The sequence below is a fragment of the Bordetella genomosp. 12 genome, from assembly GCF_002261355.1.
Taxonomy (GTDB): domain Bacteria; phylum Pseudomonadota; class Gammaproteobacteria; order Burkholderiales; family Burkholderiaceae_B; genus Bordetella.
In genome coordinates this window covers 939,557-965,126 of record NZ_NEVU01000003.1, presented here as the reverse complement: position 1 = coordinate 965,126, position 25,570 = coordinate 939,557, and the positions used below count along the sequence as shown (strand labels likewise).

General features: G+C 63.6%; 24 protein-coding genes. 15 read left to right on the top strand and 9 right to left on the bottom strand.

Features of this window, described 5'->3' with window-relative positions; all coding sequences use genetic code 11:
- Positions 1-38 precede the first annotated feature (38 nt).
- Positions 39-1,694 (bottom strand): DNA repair protein RecN, encoded by a 1,656-nt coding sequence (gene recN, locus CAL22_RS16615; protein ID WP_094815164.1) that lies wholly within the window; start codon positions 1,692-1,694, stop codon positions 39-41.
- 17 nt (positions 1,695-1,711) lie between these two features.
- Complete coding sequence (locus tag CAL22_RS16610; RefSeq protein WP_094815162.1) at positions 1,712-2,611, bottom strand: NAD kinase; 900 nt, start codon at positions 2,609-2,611, stop codon at positions 1,712-1,714.
- Between the two features lie 109 nt (positions 2,612-2,720).
- Between CAL22_RS16610 and hrcA the strand changes: the two genes are divergently transcribed.
- The 7 genes from hrcA to dnaJ all read left to right on the top strand — a co-directional run bounded on the left by hrcA (position 2,721) and on the right by dnaJ (position 9,468).
- Complete coding sequence (gene hrcA, locus CAL22_RS16605) at positions 2,721-3,725, top strand: heat-inducible transcriptional repressor HrcA (protein WP_094815160.1); 1,005 nt, start codon at positions 2,721-2,723, stop codon at positions 3,723-3,725.
- Between the two features lie 32 nt (positions 3,726-3,757).
- A complete protein-coding gene (gene hemH / locus CAL22_RS16600; protein ID WP_094815158.1) occupies positions 3,758-4,849 on the top strand; it encodes a ferrochelatase in 1,092 nt (363 codons plus the stop codon).
- 87 nt (positions 4,850-4,936) lie between these two features.
- Positions 4,937-5,170, top strand: a complete 234-nt coding sequence (locus CAL22_RS16595; protein WP_094815156.1) for a hypothetical protein — start codon at positions 4,937-4,939, stop codon at positions 5,168-5,170.
- A gap of 112 nt (positions 5,171-5,282) precedes the next feature.
- A complete protein-coding gene (grpE, locus tag CAL22_RS16590; protein ID WP_094815154.1) occupies positions 5,283-5,813 on the top strand; it encodes a nucleotide exchange factor GrpE in 531 nt (176 codons plus the stop codon).
- Between the two features lie 21 nt (positions 5,814-5,834).
- Positions 5,835-6,209 (top strand): thioredoxin family protein, encoded by a 375-nt coding sequence (locus CAL22_RS16585; RefSeq protein WP_094815152.1) that lies wholly within the window; start codon positions 5,835-5,837, stop codon positions 6,207-6,209.
- A gap of 88 nt (positions 6,210-6,297) precedes the next feature.
- On the top strand, positions 6,298-8,232 hold the full coding sequence (gene dnaK / locus CAL22_RS16580) for a molecular chaperone DnaK (protein WP_094815150.1): 1,935 nt from the start codon (positions 6,298-6,300) through the stop codon (positions 8,230-8,232).
- Positions 8,233-8,340: 108 nt separating this feature from the next.
- Positions 8,341-9,468: a molecular chaperone DnaJ gene (dnaJ, locus tag CAL22_RS16575; protein WP_094816723.1), complete on the top strand. Its 1,128-nt coding sequence runs from the start codon at positions 8,341-8,343 to the stop codon at positions 9,466-9,468.
- 162 nt (positions 9,469-9,630) lie between these two features.
- Here the strand turns inward: dnaJ and CAL22_RS16570 are convergent, their stop codons facing one another.
- Positions 9,631-12,387, bottom strand: coding sequence for a M16 family metallopeptidase (locus CAL22_RS16570; RefSeq protein WP_094815149.1), 2,757 nt, complete (start codon positions 12,385-12,387; stop codon positions 9,631-9,633).
- A 294-nt stretch (positions 12,388-12,681) separates the two neighbouring features.
- Here CAL22_RS16570 and CAL22_RS16565 point away from each other — a divergent pair, with 294 nt between their 5' ends.
- Positions 12,682-13,020 (top strand): hypothetical protein, encoded by a 339-nt coding sequence (locus CAL22_RS16565; RefSeq protein WP_094815147.1) that lies wholly within the window; start codon positions 12,682-12,684, stop codon positions 13,018-13,020.
- Positions 13,021-13,026: 6 nt separating this feature from the next.
- On the opposite strand, the gene CAL22_RS16560 is transcribed toward CAL22_RS16565, so the two are convergent.
- Together CAL22_RS16560 and CAL22_RS16555 are read right to left on the bottom strand one after the other, a co-directional pair.
- Complete coding sequence (locus CAL22_RS16560; protein WP_094815106.1) at positions 13,027-14,199, bottom strand: vWA domain-containing protein; 1,173 nt, start codon at positions 14,197-14,199, stop codon at positions 13,027-13,029.
- A 5-nt stretch (positions 14,200-14,204) separates the two neighbouring features.
- Positions 14,205-15,074 (bottom strand): AAA family ATPase, encoded by an 870-nt coding sequence (locus tag CAL22_RS16555; RefSeq protein WP_094815104.1) that lies wholly within the window; start codon positions 15,072-15,074, stop codon positions 14,205-14,207.
- Between the two features lie 162 nt (positions 15,075-15,236).
- On the opposite strand from CAL22_RS16555, the gene CAL22_RS16550 reads away from it, so the two are divergent.
- Together CAL22_RS16550 and CAL22_RS16545 are read left to right on the top strand one after the other, a co-directional pair.
- Positions 15,237-15,590, top strand: coding sequence for a c-type cytochrome (locus tag CAL22_RS16550; protein ID WP_094815102.1), 354 nt, complete (start codon positions 15,237-15,239; stop codon positions 15,588-15,590).
- A 12-nt stretch (positions 15,591-15,602) separates the two neighbouring features.
- Positions 15,603-15,959, top strand: a complete 357-nt coding sequence (locus CAL22_RS16545; RefSeq protein ID WP_094815100.1) for a c-type cytochrome — start codon at positions 15,603-15,605, stop codon at positions 15,957-15,959.
- A gap of 5 nt (positions 15,960-15,964) precedes the next feature.
- Here the strand turns inward: CAL22_RS16545 and CAL22_RS16540 are convergent, their stop codons facing one another.
- Entirely contained in the window at positions 15,965-16,390 is a 426-nt protein-coding gene (locus CAL22_RS16540; RefSeq protein WP_094815098.1) for a DUF1841 family protein, read from the bottom strand.
- Positions 16,391-16,548: 158 nt separating this feature from the next.
- On the opposite strand from CAL22_RS16540, the gene icd reads away from it, so the two are divergent.
- The 3 genes from icd to CAL22_RS16525 all read left to right on the top strand — a co-directional run bounded on the left by icd (position 16,549) and on the right by CAL22_RS16525 (position 20,553).
- Positions 16,549-17,805: an NADP-dependent isocitrate dehydrogenase gene (icd, locus tag CAL22_RS16535; protein ID WP_094815096.1), complete on the top strand. Its 1,257-nt coding sequence runs from the start codon at positions 16,549-16,551 to the stop codon at positions 17,803-17,805.
- A gap of 424 nt (positions 17,806-18,229) precedes the next feature.
- Positions 18,230-18,493, top strand: a complete 264-nt coding sequence (locus CAL22_RS16530) for a DUF4212 domain-containing protein (RefSeq protein ID WP_094815094.1) — start codon at positions 18,230-18,232, stop codon at positions 18,491-18,493.
- Positions 18,493-20,553: a sodium:solute symporter family protein gene (locus CAL22_RS16525; RefSeq protein WP_094815092.1), complete on the top strand. Its 2,061-nt coding sequence runs from the start codon at positions 18,493-18,495 to the stop codon at positions 20,551-20,553. Before CAL22_RS16530 ends, CAL22_RS16525 begins: the two co-directional genes overlap by 1 nt.
- A gap of 3 nt (positions 20,554-20,556) precedes the next feature.
- On the opposite strand, the gene CAL22_RS16520 is transcribed toward CAL22_RS16525, so the two are convergent.
- The 3 genes from CAL22_RS16520 to trxB are packed head-to-tail and all read right to left on the bottom strand — an operon-like array spanning position 20,557 to position 22,497.
- Positions 20,557-20,886, bottom strand: coding sequence for a DMT family transporter (locus CAL22_RS16520; RefSeq protein ID WP_094815090.1), 330 nt, complete (start codon positions 20,884-20,886; stop codon positions 20,557-20,559).
- The gene (locus CAL22_RS16515) at positions 20,883-21,551 is read right to left on the bottom strand and encodes a Smr/MutS family protein (RefSeq protein WP_094815088.1); all 669 of its coding nucleotides are present in this window, start codon (positions 21,549-21,551) and stop codon (positions 20,883-20,885) included. Before CAL22_RS16515 ends, CAL22_RS16520 begins: the two co-directional genes overlap by 4 nt.
- Entirely contained in the window at positions 21,538-22,497 is a 960-nt protein-coding gene (gene trxB / locus CAL22_RS16510; RefSeq protein WP_094815086.1) for a thioredoxin-disulfide reductase, read from the bottom strand. Before trxB ends, CAL22_RS16515 begins: the two co-directional genes overlap by 14 nt.
- Before the next feature lie 41 nt (positions 22,498-22,538).
- Between trxB and CAL22_RS16505 the strand changes: the two genes are divergently transcribed.
- The gene (locus CAL22_RS16505; protein ID WP_094815084.1) at positions 22,539-24,902 is read left to right on the top strand and encodes a DNA translocase FtsK; all 2,364 of its coding nucleotides are present in this window, start codon (positions 22,539-22,541) and stop codon (positions 24,900-24,902) included.
- Positions 24,902-25,531, top strand: a complete 630-nt coding sequence (lolA, locus tag CAL22_RS16500; protein ID WP_094815082.1) for an outer membrane lipoprotein chaperone LolA — start codon at positions 24,902-24,904, stop codon at positions 25,529-25,531. Before CAL22_RS16505 ends, lolA begins: the two co-directional genes overlap by 1 nt.
- Positions 25,532-25,570: the final 39 nt, after the last annotated feature.

The window sequence follows — 25,570 nt, the reverse complement described above, 5'->3', positions numbered from 1 at the left end:
TTTTGCGTCAACGCCCGCCGCGAGCGGGCGATGGGCGGTCAGGCCGAGTGGGTGTTTTGCAGCATTTCGCGAGCATGGTCGAGCGTGGTGGGCGTGATGGTGATGCCGCCCAGCATGCGGGCGACTTCCTCGATACGCTCATCGGCGCCGAGCTCGGCAATGCGCGAACGCGTCACGCCGGCCTTTTCGCTTTTGCTCACGCGGAACTGATGGTTGCCGCAAGCCGCCACCTGGGGCAGATGGGTCACGCAGAGCACTTGATGGCGTTCGCCCAGCTCACGCAGCAGGTTGCCTACGACCTCGGCCACCGCGCCGCCCACGCCGCTGTCGACTTCGTCGAAGATCAGGGTGGGTACGCGCGCGGCACGGCTGGCGATGACTGACAGGGCCAGCGAAATGCGTGACAGTTCACCGCCAGACGCCACTTTGGCCAGCGGCCTGGCGGTGGTGCCGGCGTGACCGGCGACGAGAAATTCGACGGTTTCGTTGCCTTGCGCGCTGGCCGGTCCTGCTGTGAGGGCGGCTTCGAAGCGGCCGCCACTCATGGATAGCGTTTGCATGGCCCGGCTGACGTGCTTGCTCAGATCACGGGCGATGCGCTGGCGTGCCTGGCTGAGCAGGCCCGCGGCGCTGTCGTACTGCGCTTGCGCGGCCTGGACTTGGGCGCGCAGGGCCTCGACGTCGCCCGCGGCTTGCAACCGGGCCAATTGCTCGCGCAGCGAGGCATGCAGGGCAGCGAGATTCTCGGGCTCGATTTTGAATTTGCGCGCGGTGTCGAAGACGGCGCTGAGCCGGGCTTCGGCGGCATTGAGGCGGTCCGGGTCGAGCTCTACCCGGCTGAGATAGTTGTTCAGGTCGGAGATCGCTTCGCTCATGGCGATGCGGGCCGACTCCAGCTCGTCGGCGATGGCGTTCAGGCCGCTGTCGTGGCGCTGCATCTGCTGCAGACGATGCGTGGCGGCATTGAGGCGCGAGAGCGCCGAATCCTGCTCGCCATCCAGCGCTTCGATGATCTGGCCAGCGCCGTCGAGCAGGGATTGCGCGTGTGACAGCCGGCTGTGTTCGGCTTGCAGGGTGTCCCATTCGCCTTCGGCCAAGCCCAGGCGATCCAGGTCGTCGAGCTGCCACTGCAGCCGCTCGCGTTCAGTGGCCAGCGCCTCGGCGTCCTGCTCGGCGGATTCGAGCTGGCGAGCCAGGCCCCGCCAGTGCTTCCAGGCTTGCGCCACGACCTGGCGCAGCTCGGCATGCCCGCCGTGCGCATCGAGCAAATCGCGCTGCGCGTCGGGCCGCATCAGGCTCTGATGGGCGTGCTGGCCATGGATGTCGACCAGCGTCTCGCCCAGCTCGCGCAGTTGCGTCACGGTGGCCGGCATGCCATTGATGTAGGCGCGGCTGCGCCCCTGGGCATCGATGACGCGGCGCAGGGAGAGCTCTTCGGCGGGCTCGAGCTCGCGTTCGGCCAGCCAGGCGGACAAGTGCGCGGGCGTATCGAAGATGGCCGTGATGTCGGCTCTGGCGGCGCCTTCGCGCAGCACGCTGGCGTCGCCGCGCTCGCCCAAGGCGAGTGCGAGCGCATCGACCAAAATGGATTTGCCGGCGCCGGTTTCACCCGTGAAAACGGTGAAGCCGGAACCGAAATGGATTTCCGTCTGTTCGACGATGACGAAGTCGCGGATATGCAGGGTTCGCAACATGGCGGGCGCTGCCGGGATTACTCGATGTTGTCGGTGGCCTGCGGCATCAAATTCCAATGCAGCTTGCGGCGCAGGGTGGAGAAAAAGCTGTATCCCTGGGGATGAACCAGGCGGGCGGTATGCGGGGCGCGCTGCACCGTGATGCGGTCGCCCAGTTGCAGATCCGACCAGGTCTGCATGTCGAAATGCACCGAGGCGCCGGTCTCGACGCGGCCGATCGCCGTCAGCGTCATGTTCAGCACACCCGTGTCAGGAATCACGATGGGGCGGTTGGACAGGCTTTGCGGCGCCACCGGCACCAGCACCATGGCATTGAGGCCCGGGTGCAGCAGCGGGCCCGCGGCCGACAAGGCGTAGGCGGTCGAGCCGGTCGGGGTGGCGATGATCAGGCCGTCGGCGCGCTGGGTGTACATGTACACCCCATCGAGCTCGACGCGCATTTCGATCATGCCGCCGCGTCCGGCGCGGTTGAGCACGACGTCGTTGAGCGCCGAGGCGGAGTACATGCGTGCGTCGCCGCGCCAGACGCTGCCTTGCAGCAGCATGCGCTCTTCGATCTGAAAGTTGCCATCCAGCACGCGTGCCAGCGCATTGCGGGCGTCCTGCAGCGGGATGTCGGTGATGAAACCCAGGCGGCCGTGATTGATGCCCACCAGGGGCACCCCATAGGGCGCAAGGTGCCGGGCCGCGCCCAGCACCGTGCCATCGCCGCCCATGACCACCGCCAGCGAGGCGGCCTCGCCGATCTCCTGCAAGGTGGCTTCGGGGTACTCATGGACGCCGGTGTTGCGCGCGGTGTCGGCATCGACCAGAACGCGGCGGCCGGCTTGCGTGAGCATGTCGGCAAGCGTGCGCAGGGGCGCATCCAGGCCTGTGTCCTGGTAGCGTCCGATCAGGGCGACGATAGGAAAGTGCATGAGCGGGTTTCAGTGGATTCGTGAAGCGTATCAGGCGATTATATGGGGCCGCATATCATGTCGGAGGACAAAAATCGCCTCCTGGCAAAACTTTCCATAAAATAGTCACATGGACGACCGCGCACGAGCTTTGTTGAAAGCGTTGATTGAACGCTATATCGCCGACGGGCAACCGGTGGGTTCTCGTACGCTATCCAAGGTATTTGACCTGTCTCCGGCGACCATCCGCAACGTGATGGCCGATCTCGAGGAGCTCGGGCTGATACACAGTCCGCATACCTCGGCCGGCCGTGTACCCACGCCCCGGGGTTATCGGATGTTCGTGGACTCCCTCTTGGCCGTGCATCCGTATCAGTTCGAGCCGGCCAACATGACCGAGCTGCTGCCCATGGTCGAGCCCAGCCGGGCCGTCAATGCGGCTGCTGCCTTGCTGTCCAATCTGACGCAATTCGCCGGCGTGGTGCTCACGCCCAAGCGGGCGCAGGTGTTTCGTCAGATCGAGTTTGTGCGGCTGACGGACAAACGCGTGCTGCTCATCATCGTCACGCCGGATGGCGACGTGCAGAACCGCATCATGCAGGTGCAGCGCGACTACGCCGAGAGCGAATTGCTCGAAGCCGCCAATTTCTTCAATCAGCATTTCTCCGGCAAGTCGTTCGACGCGGTGCGCCGTACGCTATCGACCGAACTGACGCAGTTGCGCGAGGACATCTCGCGCCTGATGCAGGCCGCGGTCGAGGCGGGCGCCGAGGCTGCGGACGAGGGCGATTCGGTGGTGATCTCCGGAGAGCGCAAGCTGCTCGATGTAACCGACATCGCGTCGGACATGGACCGGTTGCGCAAGATGTTCTCGTTGTTCGAAAAAAAGACCGATCTGCTGCAGTTGCTGGATGTTTCCAGCCGTGCGCAGGGCGTGCAGATCTATATCGGCGGCGATTCTCAGCTGGTTCCCATGGATGAGGTCACCGTGGTCACGGCGCCCTATGGCGTCGATGGCCAGATCGTCGGCACGCTGGGCGTGATCGGACCGACCCGGATGTCCTATGAGCGGGTGATACCCATCGTCGACATCACGGCGCGTTTGCTGTCCAACGCGCTGAGCCACAATCAATAATTCCAACCGCGGCATCCCGCCGGGAGGCGTCAGTGTTTCTTCGTCTGTTCAAGTACCTGTGGCCCGAGCGCTTCCTGGCGGAGCCGGCGCGCGGCGAAGACCCGTTCGACGACCATCCCGCGCCGCGCGGGCCCGGCCGCACGGGGGTGCTGCTGGTCAATCTCGGGACCCCGGATACGCCGTCCAAGGCCGATATTCGCAAGTATCTGGGTGAGTTTCTCGCCGATCCCCGGGTGATCGAAATTCCGGCCTATCTCTGGAAGCCGATTCTGCATGGCCTGGTGCTGACGCTGCGCCCCAAGAAACTGGCCCCGCGCTATGCCGGGATCTGGATGGACGGCGGCTCGCCTTTGCTGGTCTATAGCCGCCAGCAGGCCGAGGGCCTGGCCCGTACGCTGGCCGCGCGCGGCCTGGACGTGCCGGTGGCCCTGGGGATGCGCTATGGCAATCCCTCCGTGGCCGAAGGCATCACCCGTCTGCGCGAGCAGGGCTGCGACCATATCCTGACCGTGCCGCTTTATCCGCAGTACGCAGCCAGCACGACCGCCACCGCTGTCGATGCCGTCACCCGTCATGCCGCCCGGCTGCGTGATCAGCCGGCGATGCGGTTCGTCAAGCGCTTCCATGACGATCCGGCCTATCTCGACGCCCAGGCCGAGCGTATCCGCGGCTTCTGGCAGGAGCAGGGCAAGCCGCAGAAGCTGCTGATGAGTTTTCATGGCCTGCCGCGTTACTCCATCGAACTGGGCGACCCTTATTACCGGGATTGCCTCGAGACGGCCCGCTTGCTGCGTGAGCGTCTGGGGCTGGCCGACGACGAGGTGGAGCTGTGTTTTCAGAGTCGTTTCGGTTCGGCGCGCTGGATGGAGCCCTATACCGAGCCTACCCTGAAGGAGTTGGCGCGCCAGGGGGTGACCGAGGTCGACGTGGTGTGCCCCGGTTTCGTGGCCGATTGCCTCGAAACCCTGGAGGAAATCAATCAGGAGTGCCGGCATGCCTTCATGGAGGCGGGCGGCAAGCGCTTTCGTTACATCCCCGCTCTCAATGACAGCCCGCTGTGGGTGCAGGGGCTGGCCGACCTGGTGGAAAAGCAGTTGCAAGGCTGGCCGGTCAGACCGGCCTGAATCGCGTAAACTGAAGCTGGCTGGCATGCCGCATGGCGTGTCCAGGCATTGTCTATTGCACAACACCCTTTTCAAGGAGACGGCAAGATGACACCTCCCACCCGCCCCAGAGTAGGGACCTCCGGCGCACCCGGCCACGACAATCTCGAGGAAGATGCGGTCGAACGCGATCTCGACGAAGCACTGATGGAGAGCTTTCCCGCCAGTGATCCCGTCGCCATCACGCCAGAGGAAGATCGGCCGGATCCGGTCGATGAAGCGCTGAAAGAGTCCTTTCCGGCCAGTGATCCGCCGGCGCCGGCTCAACCCGGCAAAAAGTAAGGTGCCAGGGCCCCGTGCCCTGGTCTTTTTTTGCCGGCGCCCCCTTGAAGTCAGAGAACTGGCCCTCATTTAGGGGCAGATACCGCATTCATCCCTATTCTGGAGGACTCTCATGACGGCACCTCAAGAGCCTGTCGATCAAGACGGCAACGCCGACCTGCCCGCCGAAGACTTGCAAGCCGAGCTGGCCGCGGTGCGCGCCGAGCTGGCTGCCGCCCAGGCCGAGGTTCAGGCCCAGCAGGAGCAGGCGCTGCGCGCGCTGGCCGAGGCCGAGAACGTGCGCCGCCGCGCCCAGGAGGATGTGTCCAAGGCCCGCAAGTTCGGCATCGAATCGTTTGCCGAAAGCCTGGTGCCGGTCAAGGACAGCCTGGAAGCCGCCCTGGCGCAGCCTGACCAGACCGTCGAGGCGCTGCGCGAAGGCGTGGAGGTCACCCTCAAGCAGCTCTGCAGCGCCTTCGAGCGCAATATGCTCAAGGAAATCGCACCCGCCCAGGGCGACAAGTTCGATCCCCATATGCATCAGGCCATCTCCTCGGTACCGGCCGGTCAGCCTGCCAATACCGTGGTACAGGTACTGCAAAAGGGGTATGCCATCGCCGACCGCACCCTGCGCCCCGCGTTGGTGGTGGTGTCGGCGGGCTGATCCGCCCCGGAAGGCACAGCCATGAGCGGCTTCGACCCCAGCCAGGTGTTCGATACCTTCGGCATGCAGCCGGTATCGAGCGCCAGCTTCGACCAGATCGTGGTCGATGCGGCAGGCGAGGACCTGCGTTGTGTCTTCCTCTGGGGAGAGGACTGCTACAACTGTAATATTTTCAAGCAAACGGCGCTGTTGCATCGCGACGCGCTGCTGGAGCTGGGCCTGACCTGGTTTCAGGCCGATGTCTACGCGGACCCCGCACTGGGACAGCGTTTCGGCCTGCATGGCGTGCCTACCTTTGTGCTGTTCCGTGGCGGCAAGCGCCTGGGCCGGATTACCGGTTGGCCTGGTCTGCCGCAATTCAGCGGGGCCATCCGGCGGCTGCAAACCGGATCTTGAAAAACCCTGCGGTCATCCCCAGTTAGGCTGGGACTGTGATTCTTTCGACTAATTCGATCAATAACTGATTCTTCAAGGTATTCCTACCATGAGCAAAATCATCGGCATCGACCTGGGTACGACCAACAGCTGCGTGGCAGTGATGGATGGCGGTCAGGTCAAGATCATTGAAAACGCCGAGGGCGCGCGCACCACGCCCTCCATCGTCGCCTACATGGAAGACGGCGAAATCCTGGTGGGCGCCCCGGCCAAGCGCCAGGCTGTCACCAATCCCAAGAACACCCTGTACGCGGTCAAGCGCCTGATCGGCCGCAAGTTCGACGAAAAGGCTGTGCAAAAGGACATCCACCTGATGCCCTACAGCATCGTCAAGGCCGACAACGGCGACGCCTGGGTGGAAGTGCGCGGCAAGAAGCAGGCGCCTCCCCAAGTGTCGGCTGAAGTGCTGCGCAAGATGAAGAAGACCGCCGAGGACTACCTGGGCGAGCCGGTCACCGAAGCCGTCATCACGGTGCCCGCCTACTTCAACGACAGCCAGCGCCAGGCCACCAAGGACGCCGGCCGTATCGCCGGGCTCGAGGTCAAGCGCATCATCAACGAGCCGACCGCGGCCGCGCTGGCTTTCGGCCTGGACAAGGCCGAAAAGGGTGATCGCAAGATCGCTGTCTATGACTTGGGCGGCGGCACCTTCGATATCTCGATCATCGAAATCGCCGACGTCGATGGCGAAATGCAATTTGAAGTGCTGTCGACCAACGGCGACACCTTCCTGGGCGGCGAAGACTTCGACCAGCGCATCATCGATTACATCATCGGTGAGTTCAAGAAAGAACAAGGCGTGGACCTGTCCAAGGACGTCCTGGCTTTGCAGCGCCTGAAAGAAGCTGCCGAAAAGGCCAAGATCGAGCTGTCTTCCAGCCAGCAGACCGAAATCAACCTGCCGTACATCACGGCCGACGCCTCGGGCCCCAAGCACCTGAACTTGAAGATCACGCGCGCCAAGCTGGAGTCGCTGGTCGAAGAGCTGATCGAGCGCACCATCGAGCCTTGCCGCACCGCCATCAAGGATGCCGGCGTCAAGGTGTCGGACATCGACGACGTGATCCTGGTCGGCGGCATGACCCGCATGCCCAAGGTGCAAGAGAAGGTCAAGGAATTCTTCGGCCGCGATCCGCGCAAGGACGTCAACCCCGATGAAGCCGTCGCCGCTGGCGCCGCCATTCAGGGTTCCGTGCTGTCGGGCGACCGCAAGGACGTGCTGCTGCTGGACGTCACCCCGCTGTCCCTGGGTATCGAAACCCTGGGTGGCGTGATGACCAAGATGATCCAGAAGAACACCACCATCCCGACCCGCTTCTCGCAGACCTTCTCGACGGCCGATGACAACCAGCCTGCCGTGACCATCAAGGTCTTCCAGGGCGAGCGTGAAATCGCTGCCGGCAACAAGGGCCTGGGTGAGTTCAACCTCGAAGGGATCCCGCCGGCGCCGCGCGGCATGCCGCAGATCGAAGTCACCTTCGATATCGATGCCAACGGCATCCTGCACGTGTCGGCCAAGGACAAGGGCACCGGCAAGGAAAACAAGATCACCATCAAGGCCAACTCGGGTCTGTCGGAAGACGAGATCCAGCGCATGGTCAAGGATGCCGAGGCCAACGCCGAGGAAGATCACCGCATCGCCGAACTGGCGCTGGCGCGCAATCAGGCCGATGGCCTGGTCCACGCCACCCGCAAGTCCTTGACCGAATACGGCGACAAGCTCGACGCGGCCGACAAGGAAAGCATCGAGAAGGCGCTCAAGGAAGTCGAGGACGTCCTGCAGACCGGTGACAAGGCGCAGATCGATGCCAAAGTCGAAACGCTGACCCAGGCCTCGCAAAAACTGGGCGAGAAGATGTACGCCGATGCGCAGGCCCAGCAGGCCGCGCAACAGTCGGCTCAGCAGCAAGCGGCGGATAACGCCAAGCCGGTGGATGACAACGTCGTCGACGCCGACTTCAAGGAAGTCAAGCGCGACAACTGATGTTCGTTCTATGATGTAAGGCTTCGCCCGGTAACTGGACTCTGGTTATCGGGCGCATGCTTTTTATCCGTCCCTAAAAATTGGCTCTTTCCGGAGCCCTGATTGATCATGGCAAAACGCGATTTTTACGAAGTCCTGGGTGTGGCCAAAAACGCCTCGGACGACGAACTGAAGAAGGCCTACCGGAAGCTGGCCATGAAGTACCACCCGGACCGTAATCCGGGTAACAAGGACGCCGAGGAAAAATTCAAGGAGGCCAAAGAGGCCTACGAGGTTCTGGGCGACGAACAAAAGCGCGCTGCTTACGACCGCTACGGCCATGCGGGCGTGGATCCCAATGCCGCGGGCATGGGCGGCGCAGGCATGGGCGGCGGATTCGCCGACGCCTTTGGCGATATTTTTGGCGAAATTTTCGGCGGTGGCCGGCGGGGCGGCGGCGGTGGGCCGCAGGTCTACCGCGGCGCCGACCTGAAGTACGGGCTGGAAATCACCCTGGAACAGGCGGCGGCGGGTTTCGAGACCGAGATTCGCGTGCCCAGTTGGGAAAACTGCGACACCTGCCACGGGTCTGGCGCCAAGCCGGGCACCTCGCCCAAGACCTGCCGCACCTGCGGCGGCTCAGGCGCCGTGCGCATGCAGCAAGGTTTCTTCAGCGTTCAGCAGACCTGCCCGACCTGCCACGGCAATGGCAAAGAAATCACCGACCCCTGCCCGAGCTGTGATGGCGTGGGCCGTACGCGCCGCAACAAGACGCTGCAGGTCAAGATTCCGGCCGGTATCGATGACGGGATGCGCATTCGTTCGGCTGGCAACGGCGAGCCTGGTGTCAACGGCGGACCCGCCGGGGATCTCTACGTCGAGATCCATATCCAGCAGCATCGCATCTTCCAGCGCGACAACGATGATCTGCACTGCGAGCTGACCATCCCGTTTACGACGGCGGCGCTGGGCGGCGAGTTGCAGGTGCCCACGCTGGGCGGCAAAGCCGAGATCTCCATCCCCGAGGGCACGCAATCGGGCAAGACCTTCCGTCTGCGCGGCAAGGGGATACGTGGGGTGCGCGCCTCGTATCCGGGCGATCTCTACTGCCATGTGGTGGTCGAGACCCCGGTGCGTCTGAGCGACGAGCAAAAGAGCATTCTGCGCCAGTTCGAAGCATCGCTGAACGACGGCGGCGACCGCCATTCGCCGCAAAGCAAATCCTGGACGGATCGCGTCAAGGAGTTCTTCAGCTAAAGGCGGCGCGGCGCGTGTAGCGCGCGCGTCTCGAAGGCCTGGTCCGCGGCACTGCCGGGATCAGGCCTTTTTTTGTGGCTCGCGCGGGGCCAGGTGCCGGGGGCGGGTCAACAAAAAGCCCCCGGCATCCGAAGCGGATGACGGGGGCCGGCAAGCCCGGGTTTAGGGCGTGGCTTTCTTTTTGTCGAAGTCGCCCGCGACCGCCGTGCTGAAACTGGCGGGTTTCAGGTACTTCTTGAGCGCGGCGTTGACCTCGGCCGGCGTGAGCGCGGCGAGTTTTTTGTCGACTTCGGCGGACCAGGCAAAGCTGCGTTTGGTGCGCAGGTAGCTCATCCAGTTCGATGCCAGGACATCGTCTTGCGCGCGCGCCAGGCTGCGGTAGTTGAGCAGGGCGACGATGCCGTCCTGCACTTCCTTGTCGCTGAAGCCATCCTTGAGAACGCGTGCCAGCTCTTCTGAGATTGCCGTTTCGACCCGGGCCCGGTTCTCGGGGGCGTAGATGGCGTAGATCGTCCAGCTCGAGTTGGGCTCGTACGAGGAGATCGACAGGTTGCTGCGCACGTTGTACGACAGGCCATCGGTCTCGCGCACACGGTGCCACAGGCGCGAGGTCTCGGAGGTGCCCAGCAGGAAGTTGGCCAGATAGAGCGGCACGTAATCGGCGTTGCTGTCCTGCATCTCAAGGCCCATGCGCGAGATGTAGAAGGCATTGGCCTTGTCGGGCGTTTCGATGGTGAAGCGCTCGGCCTTGACTGCGCGGAAAGGATCGGGAACGCGCGTATAGGCCGGCGCGCGCTTCCAGCCGTCCAGCCCCTTCTTCAGGGCGGCCTCGACGGCGGCAGGGTCGAAAGCCCCGACGGCCGAGAACTTGATCTGGCCGGCGCCATAGAAGCGCTCGTGGGCCTGGACCAGCGATTCACGCGTCAGGCCGCGCACATTGGCCAGCGCTTCGTCGAAGGTGGGCACATAGCGGATGTCGTCGGCCTTCCAGGGGTTGTCGTGACGAGCCAGCGCGCGGGAGGCCAGGGCGGTGGGTTCGGTCATGGCGCTCTGGATGGCCGTGGCCGACTGGCGCTTGTACTCGTCGAGCTGCTCTTGCGGGAAGTTGGCGTTGCGCGTGACATCGAGCATCAACGCGATCAGTTCCGGCAGATTCTGCCCGGTGGTCGACATACTGATGACCAGGTCGGTGCCCGCGCCGCTGATGGAAACGTCGGCCTGCAGTTGATCGATGCGGTCGCTGATCTGCTGGCGTGTCAGGGAGGCCGTACCGCGGGCCAACAGGTCCGCCACGGCACTGATGGCCGTGCGCTGGCCGCGCAGGCTGTCGACATTGCCGAACTGCACCAGCAGATCGGCCTGTACGCGGTCACCGCGCGTGGCCTTGGGCAACAGGGCCAGCTCGACCGGGCCGTTGGCCAGATCCAGCTGGCGCCGCAGCGTCAGCTTGTCGATATTGGCCGGCGTCGGGTCGAAGGCATCGACAGCCTTGAAGTTGGGATCCCCTTTGTAATCCTTGAAAACGGCCGTGAGGTCGGGGCGCGCGTCCTGAGGGGCGCGCTGCGGCTTGTCCGTCGGGATATAGCGGCCGGAAATCCGGTTGCTCGGTCGCAGATAGGCGTCGGCGACCCGCTGGACGTCGGACAGCTTGGCATCGCGGGCCCGGTCGCGTTGCAGGAAGAACAGGCGCCAGTCACCCGTGGCGATGGCCTCGGAAAGCGCCACACCGACTTTTTCCGGATCGCTGTAGGTCTGCTGCCAAGCGGTGAGCCACTTATTGCGGGCGCGCTCGAGCTCTTCGCTGGTGAAGGGATGGCTCGACGTGGTCTCGAGCGTCTTGGTCAGGGTGTCGAGCGCGGTGTCTTCGTTCATGCCGGGCTGCAGTTGGGCGCCGAACATGGCCACGCCGGGGTCACGCTGATCCATGGTGAAACCGAACACGCCGGAGGCCAGTTTGGTGGGCACCAGCGCATGGTAGAGGCGGCCGGACGGCGTGTCCGACAGCATCACGGTGGCCAGATCCATCGGGATGAAATCCGGGCTGCCTGCCGCCGGGATGTGGTACATGGCCGCGACCAGCGGCGTGCCGCCCGCACGGCGCAGCGTCACGGAGCGCTCGCCATCCTGAGCCGGCTCGACGGTGTATTCGCGGCGCAGCTGGCGCTTGGGCTTGGGCAGTTTGCCCAAAGTCGCTTCGATGTCGGCCAGCACGGTCTTGGTGTCGAACTTGCCCGCGACGATGAGCACCGCGTTATCGGGCTGGTAGTACTCGTGGTAGAAGGCCCGCAACTGCGCGACATCGACATTTTCGACGTCCGAGCGCGCGCCGATGGTGTTCTTGCCGTAGTTATGCCATTGGTAGGCGGCGGCCTGCATCTTTTGCATGAGCACGCGGAAAGGGCTGTTCTCGCCGCTTTCCATCTCATTGCGCACCACCGTCATCTCCGAATCCAGGTCTTCCTTGGCGATCAGGGAGTTGACCATGGCATCGGCCTGCCAGCCCAGATACCAGCGCAGGGTTTCCGGATTGGCGGCGAAGCTGGCGAAATAATTGGTGCGGTCGGTGGATGTGGACCCGTTGGCTTGCAGCCCCCGGCGGGAGAATTCGCCCAGCGCGTTGCGCGTATCGGGCGTACCCTTGAAGAGCATGTGCTCCAGCAGGTGGGCCATGCCCGTCTGGCCGTAGTTCTCGTTGCGCGAACCCACCAGGTAGGTCATGTTGACCGTGGTGGTGGGCTTGGACGAGTCGGGTACCAGCAGGACCCGCAGGCCATTGTCCAGTTTGTATTCCGTGATGCCCTCGATCGAGGTGACCTCGGTGGCCTTGGGGGACGGGGCAGCCCCGACCTGCAGGCTCATGAACGAGGCGATCAGCACGGCACTCAGGCGGCTGGCGAGGCCGGTCAGCGTAAGACGCATGTTGAGGATCCTTTACAACGGCGAAGTGGCTTGGAGTGTATACGTTTGAAAAGGTTCGGCCCGCCCTGTTGCAGCTTGCCGGGTTGTAGGGGACGCAGCCCTCGCAGTACCCTGAGCATAGTGGACAAATCGACATCCACCCAGACGGGTTGCGCGACAGCTCTTTTGGCTGCCCGTCCATCGCCTGCACACCGTGCCCGCGGCGCCCGCTGCTGCGGGGTGTGCGCTTGTCAGATCGCGCCTCTAGCCGTGGCGGCCTGCCGCCGCCGCGCATCATCAGGAGGATGTTTCCCCATGTTGACCGACACCGTCACGCGAGCCCTTTCCTTTCTGCTGGGCCGCTCCGTCTCACGTGATCATCTTCGCGGGCAGTTCCGCTACGCCTATGCCAGTGAGGATGGCCGTTATGTCGCCATCCTGACCCATGACGCGACCACTTACGTGGTCGATGTCAGCGGCGCGCGTTACTGCCGCGAGCCGGGCGTGCAGCCCTGCGGGTTTTCCGGGCATGTGCTGGAGGTGGAGGTCGCACGCGGCGTGGCCGCCAATGATGCGTTCGATCTGGACATGGATGCGGCGGAAATCGCCTGGAGCGGTTGCCCCGCCGCCAGGGCGGACAGCCGGGCTGCCTGAGCGGGCTTATTTCGCCAGCAGCCGCATGGCCTGCTCAAGCCCGGCCACGGTCACCGGAAACATCCGCTGCTGCATGATGTCACGCATGAGCGCGATCGACTGCCGGTACTGCCAATAGGCTGACGGCTCGGGATTGAGCCAGACGGCCTTGGGCCAGGCGTCGAGCAGGCGGCGCATCCATACCGCGCCCGCTTCCTTGTTGTAATGCTCCACCGAGCCGCCCGGATGCACGATCTCGTACGGGCTCATGGTGGCATCGCCGACGATGATCAGGCGCCAGTCCGGGTTGTACTTGCGCAGCACATCCCAGGTGTCAAACCGCTCGTTCTGGCGGCGGCTATTGCTTTGCCACAGCGATTCGTAGGGGCAATTGTGGAAGTAATAGACCTCCAGGTTGTGGAACTCGCTGCGTGCGGCCGAGAATAACTCCTCGATGCGGGCAATGTGATCGTCCATGCTGCCGCCGACATCCAGCAGCATGAGCACTTTGATGTTGTTGCGCCGTTCGGGCACCAGCCGCAGATCCAGGTAGCCGGCGTTGCGCGCCGTGCTGGCGATGGTGTCGTCCAGATCCAGTTCCATGTCCGCGCCTTCGCGGGCAAAACGCCGTAACCGGCGCAAGGCCACTTTGAAGTTGCGCGTGCCGAGTTCAAGCTGGTCGTCATAGTCGCGGAACTGCCGGGCTTCCCAGACCTTGACGCCGGTGCGATGGCCTGCCGACTCGCCGCCCACCCGGATGCCTTCGGGGTGGTAGCCGCCATTGCCGAAGGCCGAGCTGCCGCCGGTGCCTATCCATTTGTTGCCGCCTGCGTGGCGTTCTTTCTGTTCGGCCAGGCGCTCCTTGAACAACTCCATGAGTTTGTCCCAGCCATGGCGCTGGATGGCGGCTTTTTCCTCCGCGCTCAGCTGCTTTTCGAATTCCTTGATGAGCCAGTCCAGCGGAATTTCATCCTGGGGGGGCAGGGCGGCCTCGATCTTCTTGTAATAGCTGCCGAAGGCTTGGTCATACCGGTCAAAGAGGCTTTCGTCCTTGATCAGCGTCGTGCGGGCGAGAAAGTAGAAATCGTCCAGCGTCGGCGGCATGACCTGGGTGCGCAGGGCTTGCAGCAAGGTCAGGTACTCGTTGACCGAGACGGGCAGGCGATGCGCGCGCAGGTGATAGAAGAAGTCGGTCAGCATCGCGGTCAGCGGCGTTGTGCGTTGCGGGCGACGCTGGAGAGCCGCTCCAGCAACTGGACATCCTGTTCGTTCTTGAGCAGGGCGCCCGCCATGATGGGCACGGCGGTGTGCGCGCTGATGCGTTCGGCCTCAACCCCTTCGGCCAGCAACAGGCGCAGCCAATCCAGCAGCTCCGAGGTGGACGGCTTTTTCTTCAAGCCCGGTGCATCGCGCAGGGCGAAGAAGGTGTCCAGCGCGGCGCGCAACACGTCCTCGCGCAGTTGCGGGAAGTGCACCGCCACGATGTCGCGCATGGTTTCGCGCTCGGGGAAGCGGATGTAGTGGAAGAAGCAGCGGCGCAGGAACGCGTCGGGCAGGTCCTTCTCGTTATTGGACGTAATGATGACCAGCGGGCGATGGCGGGCGGCGATGGTCTCGCGCGTTTCGTAGACATGGAATTCCATGCGGTCCAGTTCGCGCAGCAAGTCGTTGGGGAATTCGATATCGGCTTTGTCGATCTCGTCGATGAGCAGCACGACCGGCTCGTCGGCGGTGAAGGCCTGCCACAGCGTGCCCTGCACGATGTAGTTGCGGATGTCGCGGACTTTCTCGTCGCCCAGTTGCGAGTCGCGCAGGCGCGACACCGCGTCGTACTCGTACAGACCCTGATGCGCCTTGGTGGTGGACTTGATATGCCATTGCAGCAAAGGCCGGCCCAGCGCGCGGGCGACCTCCTCGGCCAGCATGGTTTTGCCCGTGCCAGGCTCGCCCTTGATCAGCAGGGGGCGTTGCAGCGTCAGCGCGGCGTTGACGGCGAGTTTGAGATCATCGGTGGCAACGTAGCGGTCGGTGCCGTCGAAACGTTCGGGCCTTGCTGCGGGGGTGGACTGAGACATGGTTCGAAAGTCGGGTTAGGCTATGCGGGTTAGCCCGCCCGTGCGGCGGGCCGGCAAAAGGCGGGATTTCGAAGCAATTATCGTACAATCGCCTGGATTTGCGGCCGGGCTTGGCCCGAAGCCTTTCATCGCCCCGTTTCAGCCATTCCAAGAGTCACTCCAATGAAGTCTCGAACCTCTATGAAGTGCAAGTTGTATGTGCTGTCCGTAGTCGCCTCCTGTTCGATCTCCGGCCCGTTATGGGCCGCGGACACGCCAGTGGCCGGCAATGTCCAGAATGCCCGCGACAAGATCTCGATGTGCATCGGCTGTCATGGCATTCCTGGCTACAAGGCCTCGTTCCCCGAGCTCTATCACGTCCCCATGATTGCCGGGCAGAACGCCAAGTACATCGAGGCGGCCCTCAATGAGTACAAGAAAGGCACGCGCAGTCATCCGACGATGGATGCCATCGCCGGCAGCCTGTCGGATCAGGACATCGCCGATCTGGCCGCGTACTACTCGCAACTCAAATAAACGGGGCAAACCATGAAACGCTTGATGTTTGCCCTCGCGGGCGCAGGCTTGATGGTGGCATCGGCGCAGGCCCAGGATCTGGCCGCCGGGCGCGCGGTGTTCGAAAAATTCAACTGTGCCTCCTGCCACGGCGCGGATGCACGCAATTCGGTGCAGCCTGAGTATCCCGTGCTGGCGGGCCAGCACGCGGACTATCTGGCCCACGCGCTCAAGGCTTACAAGCGCGGTGCGGCGGGCAGCGCCGCGACGGCCAATGTGCGCAAGAACCCCATCATGGGCGCCTTCGCAGCACAACTGTCGGATCAGGATATCGACAATGTCACGGCGTGGCTGGCCTCATTGCCCGGCCCGCTGAGCGTGCATAAATAGGGGTTTCAGCGCTCTGCGCGCTGGCGGATGAGGTCGATGTAGACATCGCTGTCGAGTGCGACGCCCAGGCGCTGTGCTTCCCAGACCACCTGGCCCAGGCATTCCATGATCTCGTGGGCGGCCTGGTGCGCATCCATGCGGCGCACCAACTTCTGGTAGGCGTCGCGGATGCCGCGCGGATGGTCGATGGACAATTGCTCCGCGATGGCCAGATGCATGGACAGATGCAGGAAGGGATTGGTGCGGCCGTTTTCGACCGGGTATTCGGCCGTCATGGCATCGGGGCTTTCGAGGTCGCCGTGGTACTCGGGGTGCTCGATGATCCAATCCAGGGCCATCGATTCCAGTGGCGTGAGCACTTCGGCTGCCCGGTGCTTGCGCCAGGTTTCGATAAAGAATTCGCGAACTTGATCGCGCGAGGGATTGAACATCGTCGGCCAGAGGAAATTGCTTGCAGGCCCATATTTTAACCCCGGCCGCCGGCGCCACGGGCCGGGCCCAGGTTTGCACTATAGAATGGCCCCATGTTCGCCGGCGGCGCCCGCAGCGCCTGCAGGCACGCGCGTCAATGGAGAATGGAGCAAGCAAGATGTCGTACCAACATATCAAGATCCCCGCATCGGGACAGAAGATCACCGTCAATCCCGATCTCAGCCTGAACGTGCCTGATCAAGTCGTCATTCCCTATATCGAGGGCGACGGTACGGGCGCGGATATCACGCCGGTGATGCTCAAAGTGGTCGATGCGGCGGTCGAGAAGGCCTATGCGGGCCAGCGGCGGATCCACTGGATGGAGGTCTATGCCGGGCAGAAGGCCACGCGGGTGTATGGCGATGGCAACTGGCTGCCTGAAGAGACCCTGGAGGTGGTGCGCGACTACGTCGTCTCCATCAAAGGCCCCATCACCACGCCGGTCGGCGGTGGCATCCGCTCGCTGAACGTAGCCTTGCGCCAGCGGTTGGATCTGTACGCCTGCGTTCGCCCGGTGCGCTATTTCAGCGGTGTGCCGTCGCCGGTGCGCGAACCGCAGAACACCAATGTGGTGCTCTTTCGTGAGAACTCCGAGGATATTTACGCGGGTATCGAGTACATGGCTGGCACGCCCGAGGCGCGCAAGCTGATCGGCTTTCTTCAGGACGAACTGGGCGTGACCCAGATCCGCTTTCCCGACAGCGCGTCCATCGGCATCAAACCGGTGTCGCGCGAGGGCACGGAACGTCTCGTGCGCAAGGCGATTCAGTACGCCATCGATCATGACCGCAGTTCGGTGACGCTGGTGCACAAGGGCAACATCATGAAGTTCACCGAGGGTGGGTTTCGCGATTGGGGCTATGCGCTGGCGCAGCGCGAGTTTGGCGCGCAACTGGTGGACAATGGTCCGTGGTGCAAACTGAAAAACCCCAGGACTGGCCGCGACATCCTCATCAAGGACATCATCGCCGATGCCTTCCTGCAGCAAGTGTTGATGCGGCCCAAGGAGTGCGACGTCATCGCCACGCTCAATCTGAATGGCGATTACATTTCCGACGCGGTGGCCGCGCAGGTCGGCGGTATCGGCATCGCTCCCGGGGGCAATATTTCGGATTCCGTGGCGATGTTCGAGGCCACGCACGGCTCGGCGCCCAAGTACGCGGGCAAGGACTACGTCAATCCGGGCTCGGAGATTCTGTCGGCCGAAATGATGTTGCGTCACATGGGCTGGATCGAGGCGGCCGATCTCATCATTTCCAGCATGGAAAAGACCATCCAGTCCAAGCATGTCACCTATGACTTCGCACGCCTGTTGCCCGGTGCGGTGCAGGTCTCTTGCTCCGGCTTCGGCCAGCAAATGATCCAGAACATGTGAGCCTTACCCTGTATGCCCCAATATGGGGCATACACTCCGACGTTCGCAAAACCGGCAGCGGTTTCTGGGCCGGTCGCAAAGATTGGTCGGTGAAATCGCTGTCCCGCAGGGGATTTCGCGGGTTTTTTGATGTAATGCACCATATTGGTGCCAGTAATATCGAAATAAATGCGCCGAATTAGGGCATTCCCCTAGTGTGACAAGCCCGTATCTGGTGCAGAATTTCGTCCCATGCAGGTGAGGAGACAAAGCCCTGCATGGGCATCAAAAAAAAGCCGGCGGCACCGGTTAAAAAATGAAGCAGTACCAAAAATAAAAAGTAAAACGCGCAACGGCCGGCACCTTGGTGTCGGCCGTTGTCGCTTTCGGGACGCCGTGCTAGGGTTGCCGCCAGGCCGCGCGTGCCGCACAAGAACGGACAGCGATGCAAGAGACTCGCGATGCAAGTACTCACTCCACGCCCTATTGGCGCCGCAATCTGCGGCTGATCGGCGTGCTGCTGGCCACCTGGGCCGCGTTGACCTTCCTGCCCGCCTATTTCGCACGCCAGTGGCGCTTTGACTTCTTTGGCTGGCCATTTGCCTTCTGGATGGCTGCCTACGGCGCGCCAGCCGCCTATCTCGTCATCATCGCCATCTACGCCTTCGTCACCAACCGCGCCGATGCGCGGGCCCGGCGGAGCGAATGATGCCGTTTTCGGGATCGAGTTCGCAGGAGTTCGAGCGCCGCCTGAGGTGGATCTACGCGCTGTACACACTGGGCTTCGTGGCGCTGATCCTGCTGCTGGCGGCTGCCGAAGTAATGGGGATGCCGCGCGCGTGGATCGGTTATGTCTTTTTGCTCGTCACGGTCTGCCTGTACGCCAGCATAGGCATCGTGTGCCGCACGTCCGACCAGGTGGAGTACTACGTAGCGGGTCGGCGGGTGCCGGCGTTCTACAACGGGATGGCCACGGCCGCCGATTGGATGTCGGTGGCCTCCTTCATCGGCGTGGCGGGCACGCTCTATCTGACCGGCTATGGCGGCCTGGCTTACATCATGGGCTGGACGGGCGGTTTTGTGCTCGTGGCGCTGCTGCTGGCGCCTTACCTGCGCAAATTCGGCCAGTACACCATCCCGGACTTCCTGGGGGTGCGCTACGGCGGGAATTTGCCACGTCTGGCGGGCGTTGCCTGCGCCATCCTGTGTTCGTTCACCTACCTGGTGGCGCAGATCTATGGCGTCGGCATCATCACCACCCGCTTGACGGGGATCTCCTTCGAGCTGGGCATATTCGTGGCGCTTGGCGGCATGCTGGTGTGCTCCTTCCTGGGCGGGATGCGCGCCGTCACTTGGACGCAGGTGGGGCAGTACATCATTCTGGTGATTGCCTATCTGGTGCCCGTGGTGTGGCTGTCGGTCAAGCATACCGATGCCCCCTTGCCGCAATTCTCGGGCGCGCCGCTATTGCAGGAGATCACGGAAAAAGAGCGCGCGCTGGTCATCGATCCCAATGAAATCGAAGTGCGTCATCTGTGGGCCGAGCGGGCTGCGGAGATGGACAGCCGCTTGCAGAATCTGCCACGCTCGTGGACGGAAGAGAAAGAAAAGCTGCGGACCCGGCTGGCGCGCTTGAATGCTTCGGATGCGCCCATGGTGGAAATCCGCTCGCTGGAGCGCGAGCTGACCGGCTATCCGGCCACGGTCGAGGATGCGCGGACGCTCTGGTCGCAGGCCAAGGCGGTGTTCGAGGCTCGCGCCGCGCCGCCCGTGCCACATGCCGAACCCTATCCCGCCGAACAAGCGCGCGATCGCGAGAACATGCGGATCAACTTTCTGGCGCTAGTGCTTTGCCTGATGCTGGGCACGGCGGGCATGCCGCATATTCTGATGCGCTCCTACACCACTCCTTCGGTCGCCGAAGCGCGGCGCTCGGTGTGCTGGTCGCTGCTCTTTATCCTGCTGCTTTATTTCATGGCGCCGGCGCTGGCCCTACTGGTCAAGTATGAGATCTACAGCCAGGTCGTGGGCAGCAGTTTTCTCAGTCTGCCCAGCTGGGTTCATGCCTGGAGCGCGGTGGACGCCAATTTGCTGGACGTGCTGGACATCAATCGGGACGGCATCGTGCAGGCCGCGGAAATCAGCATGGGGGCGGACGTCGTGGTGCTTGCCATGCCGGAGATCGGCGGGCTGCCCTATGTGGTGTCCGGTCTGGTGGCGGCCGGCGGGCTGGCCGCGGCGCTGTCCACTGCCGACGGGTTGCTGCTGACGCTGTCCAACTCGCTGTCGCATGACATGTGGTATCGCATGGTGTCGCCCCGCATGTCGGCGGCAAGGCGGGTCATGGCGTCCAAGATTCTGCTGCTGCTGGTGGCATTTGGTGCGGCCTGGGTCGCGGCGCGCAAGCCAGCGGACATTCTGTTCATGGTGTCGGCGGCGTTTTCATTTGCCGCGTCGTCGTTCTTCCCGGCCCTGGTCATGGGCATTTTCTGGCGGCGCGCCAACAAATGGGGGGCTACGCTGGGCATGATGGCCGGCCTGGCCACGACCTTTGCCTACATGGCGCATACGCAGCCCTGGTTGCGGGAATGGGTCTTCGGCGTGGCGCGTACCGAGCCGGTCCAACTGTGGTGGGGGATACAGCCCATTGCGGCGGGCGTGTTCGGCGCGCCTGCCGCCTTCCTGACCATCATCGTGGTGTCCTTGCTGACCCCGCGGCCAGATCCGGCCACGCGCGCCCTGGTGGACTACCTGCGTTCGCCGAGCTGAGCGTCAGTGGCCGACAGACTTGGAAAACACGTTCATCACGATGACCCCGGCCACGATGAGCACGATGCCCAGGATGGCGGCGAGGTCCAGCGTCTGTTGGAACAGGAACACGCCGATCAGCGAGATGGCCACGATGCCCACGCCCGACCAGACGGCATAGGCGATGCCCACGGGTAACTCGCGCAGGGTCAGCGACAGGAAGTAGAACGACACCATGTAGCCGGCGACGGTGATGATCGACGGCAGCAGGCGCGAGAAGCCATCGCTGGCCTTCAGCGCGCTGGTGGCGACGATCTCGGCGGCGATGGCCACGGCCAGGAAGACCCATTTCATGCGGGCGTCTCGGTGCGCATGAGGACCAGCAGGGCGCCCGCGCCGCCCTCGCGTTCGGACGCTTCGGAAAACGCCATGACTTCTTTCTTCTGGACGAGCCAGGTGCGGACCTTGTCTTTGAGCACGGGCTCCAGCCCCTGCGAGCCATAGCCTTTGCCATGCACGATGCGCACACAGCGGATGCCGTGTTCGAGGCACTCGTCCAGAAAGGACAATACCGCGTGGCGGGCCTGTTCGACCCGCAGGCCGTGCAGATCGACTTCGGCGCCGGCGCGCCATTGCCCCCGCTTGAGATTGCGCGCGGTATCGGGCGCGGCGTCATGGCGCACGAAGGCCGTGCCGTTTTCGGACAGCAGTGGCGCGATGTCACCGCCGTCGGACACGCCTTGATCCGCACGCGTGGCCGCCTCGCCGGTGGCCGATGCGCGGCGTTGCGCAATGGCGGGCGAAATCGCAGCCTGATGCGCATGCACGACTTTCTGGCAGGCCTTGATGGGCGTGGCCTGGCCCATGGCGCGCCGGAAGGCGGTCACGTCATCGGGGGCGGCCGCCCGCGCCCGGGCAGCCTGAGCCTCGCGTTCGCGCCGCTGCGCGTCGGCCTGCTGCTGCTGGACGTCTTTCTGCAGCTTTTTGAGGTCGGCCAGACCGAGCTTAGTTCCCCGCATTCTCCAACCACCGTTGAGCGTCGAGAGCGGCCATGCAGCCCGTGCCGGCGCTGGTGATGGCTTGGCGGTAGACGTGATCCTGCACGTCGCCGGCGGCGAAGACACCGGGCACCGAGGTCATGGTGGCCAGCCCGTTGAGGCCGCTGCGCGTGACGATATAGCCGTCCTTCATGTCGAGCTGGCCGGCGAAGATGCCCGTGTTGGGCTGGTGGCCGATGGCCACGAAGCAGCCCATGGCGGCCAGGTCTTCCGTGGCGCCGGTCTCTACATGGCGGATGCGCACGCCAGTCACGCCGCTGTCGTCTCCCAGGACTTCCTCGAGAGTGCTGAAGACGCGCAACTCCATATTGCCGTTGGCGACCTTGTCCATGAGCTTGTCGACCAGGATGGGTTCGGCGCGGAACTTGTCGCGGCGATGGATCAGGGTGACTTTGCGGCAGATATTGGACAGATACAGGGCTTCTTCGACGGCGGTATTGCCGCCGCCGATCACCACCACATCCTGGTTGCGATAGAAAAAGCCGTCGCACGTCGCGCAGCCCGACACGCCGCGGCCCATGAACTGCTCTTCCGAGGGCAGGCCGAGGTATTTGGCCGAGGCGCCCGTGGCAATGATGAGGGAATCGCAGGTGTAAACGTTGCCGGTATCGCCGGTCAGCGTAAAAGGTCGTTGCGAAAAGTCTACTTTTGCAATGTGATCGAAAACGATTTCGGTGTTGAATCGCTCGGCGTGCTTCTGGAAGCGCTCCATCAGGGCCGGACCCTGGACGCCGTCGACATCGGCGGGCCAGTTGTCCACCTCGGTGGTGGTCATCAACTGGCCGCCCTGGGCCAGCCCGGTGACCAGCAAAGGCTGCAGATTGGCGCGGGCGGCATAGACCGCAGCGGTGTAGCCGGCCGGGCCGGAACCGAGGATAAGTACTTTGGCGTGTTTAGGCGTGGACATGGCAGCTATTTTTAGGGTGACACGCAATTATAATGAGGCGCATGCCCCGGATTTCCAATGTCTCTTCGCGCGCATCGCGCAACACCCGTAACGGGCCCTCTGCCCTGCAGACGCGGATTTCCGCATTGCTGCGCGAGGCCCGCTGGATTCTGTTTGCCGCTCTGGCCGCCTGGCTGACGCTGGTGCTGCTGACCTGGAGTCCGGCCGATCCAGGCTGGTCGCATTCGGTCTCGAGCGAAAGCCTGCACAACAAGGGCGGGGCGCTTGGCGCTTATTTGGCCGATATCCTGCTCTATCTGTTCGGCTTTTCCGCCTGGTGGTGGGTGATCCTGCTGCTGCACCGGGTGCGGGCCGGCTACCACCGTCTGGCGTCCCACCTGCGCGCGGCCAATGGCAAGCCCGCGGACGTCTTGCCGCGCGTGCGCTGGGAAGAGGGCATCGGCTTTGCCTTGCTGCTGGTCGGGTCGCTGGGCCTGGAGGCGCTGCGGCTGTATAGCTGGGGCATGCATCTGCCGGGCGGCACCGATGGCGCCAGCGGCGCGGGCGGGGTCATCGGCCAGGTGCTGGCCGCGCAGCTCAAGCTGGCGGTGGGCTTTACCGGCAGCACGTTGATTCTGTTGGTCATGGTCGCGATCGGCCTGTCCTTGTTCTTCTCGTTTTCCTGGTTGCAGGCCGCCGAGCGCGTGGGCGGCTGGATGGAAGGCCTGGTGCGCAAGGTGCGCGACTCCTACACCGCGCGCGAAGACCGCCGGGTCGGCGAGGTCGCCAAAACCGAGCGCACCGAACAGGTCGCCGCCAAGCAGGAAAAACTGGTGCATGAGCAGCCGGTGCGCATCGAGCCGGCCATCACCGTGGTGCCGCGTTCGGATCGGGTCGAGAAAGAAAAGCAGCAAACCCTGTTTCTGCCGCCGGCCGGCGAGGGCGATCTGCCGGCCATCAGCCTGCTGGACATGCCGCCTCCCAGCCAGGAGACGGTCTCGGCCGAGACGATCGAGTTCACCTCGCGCCTCATCGAGAAAAAGCTGGCGGACTTCGGCGTCTCCGTGACCGTGGTGGCGGCTCAGGCCGGTCCGGTCATCACCCGCTACGAAATCGAGCCGGCCACCGGGGTCAAGGGCAGCCAGATCGTCAACCTCGCCAAGGATCTGGCGCGCGCGCTCAGCCTGGTGAGCATCCGCGTGGTCGAGACCATCCCCGGCAAGAATCTGATGGGGCTGGAGCTGCCCAATCCGCGGCGCCAGATGGTCAAGCTGTCGGAAATCCTGGGATCGCAGACCTATCACGCGAGCAGTTCCGTGTTGACCATGGCGCTGGGCAAGGACATTGCCGGCAATCCGGTGGTGGCCGATCTGGCCAAGATGCCCCACCTGCTGGTGGCGGGCACGACCGGTTCGGGCAAGTCCGTCGGTATCAACGCGATGATTCTCTCGCTGCTGTATAAGGCCGATGCCACGCATACCCGGGTCATTCTGATCGATCCCAAGATGCTCGAAATGAGCGTCTACGAAGGGATTCCGCATCTGCTCTCGCCGGTGGTGACCGACATGCGCCAGGCGGCCAACGCGCTGAACTGGTGCGTGGGCGAAATGGAGAAGCGCTATCGCCTCATGAGCAAGATGGGCGTGCGTAATCTGGCGGGCTACAACACCAAGATCCGCGATGCGATCAAGCGCGAAGAGCCCATCCCCAACCCCTTTTCGCTCACGCCGGATCAGCCCGAGCCGCTCGCGCCCCTGCCGCATATCGTGGTGGTGATCGACGAGCTGGCCGATCTGATGATGGTGGTGGGCAAGAAAATCGAAGAGCTCATCGCCCGCCTGGCGCAGAAGGCGCGCGCGGCGGGCATCCACCTCGTGCTGGCGACCCAGCGCCCCAGCGTGGACGTCATTACCGGCCTGATCAAAGCCAATATCCCGACGCGCATCGCCTTCCAGGTGTCGTCCAAGATCGATTCGCGCACCATTCTTGATCAGATGGGCGCCGAAACGCTGCTGGGCCAGGGCGACATGCTGTACATGCCGCCGGGCACCGGCCTGCCGGTCCGGGTCCATGGCGCTTTCGTTCATGATGATGAGGTCCACCGCGTGGTCGAGTACCTGCGCAGCCAGGGTGAGCCCAATTATGTCGAGGGCCTGCTCGAGGGCGGCGCCGAAGGCGAGACCGGCGATGGCGTGAGCAGTGTGACGGGCATGGCGGATGCCGAATCCGACCCCATGTACGATCAGGCCTGCGAAGTGGTGCTCAAGCATCGGCGCGCCTCGATCTCGCTGGTGCAGCGCCATTTGCGCATCGGTTACAACCGTGCCGCACGGTTACTCGAACAAATGGAGCAGGCAGGTATGGTGTCTGCCATGCAATCCAATGGCAATCGTGAGATCCTGGCACCCGCCCGAGAGGAAGCTTGATGACCCGACATTTTTTCAGCCGCCTGGCCGCGGTAACGCTGCTGGCGGCTTCACCTGCGCTGGCGCTGGCCGCCGGCGCGCAAGATCAACTCAAGGCCTTCGTGGCCAAGGTGCAGGGCGCCACCGGCAGTTTCACCCAGGCAACGGTTGGTCCGCAGGGCCGCACCCAGCCTGCCCAAAGCGGTGTGTTCGCTTTTCAGCGTCCGGGCAAATTCAAATGGGCGGTCTCCCAGCCCTATGAACAGCTCGTCATTTCCGACGGCCAGCAGGTCTATCAGTACGATCCCGATCTTGCCCAGGTGACCGTGCGCAAGGTGGATCAGGCCATCGGTACGTCGCCTGCGGCCATTTTGTTCGGTTCGGGCGATCTGGAGCAGGCCTTTAATGTCAGCGCCTTGCCGGACCGCGACGGGCTGCAATGGCTGCGCGCCAAGCCGCGCAATGCCGACGCCGGGTTTTCGCAAGTCGATATCGGCATGAATGGCGATCTGCCCGCCCGCATCGAACTTCTGGATGCCTTTGGGCAGACGACCCGTGTCGAGCTCTCCCGCATCCAGGCCAATCCCAGTCTGCCGGCCTCCGAGTTCCAGTTCCATGCGCCCAAGGGCGTTGACGTCGTCAAAATGTAGGCGCCGGGCGCGGGCCGGCAGGGTGGAGCCGGCAGTCAT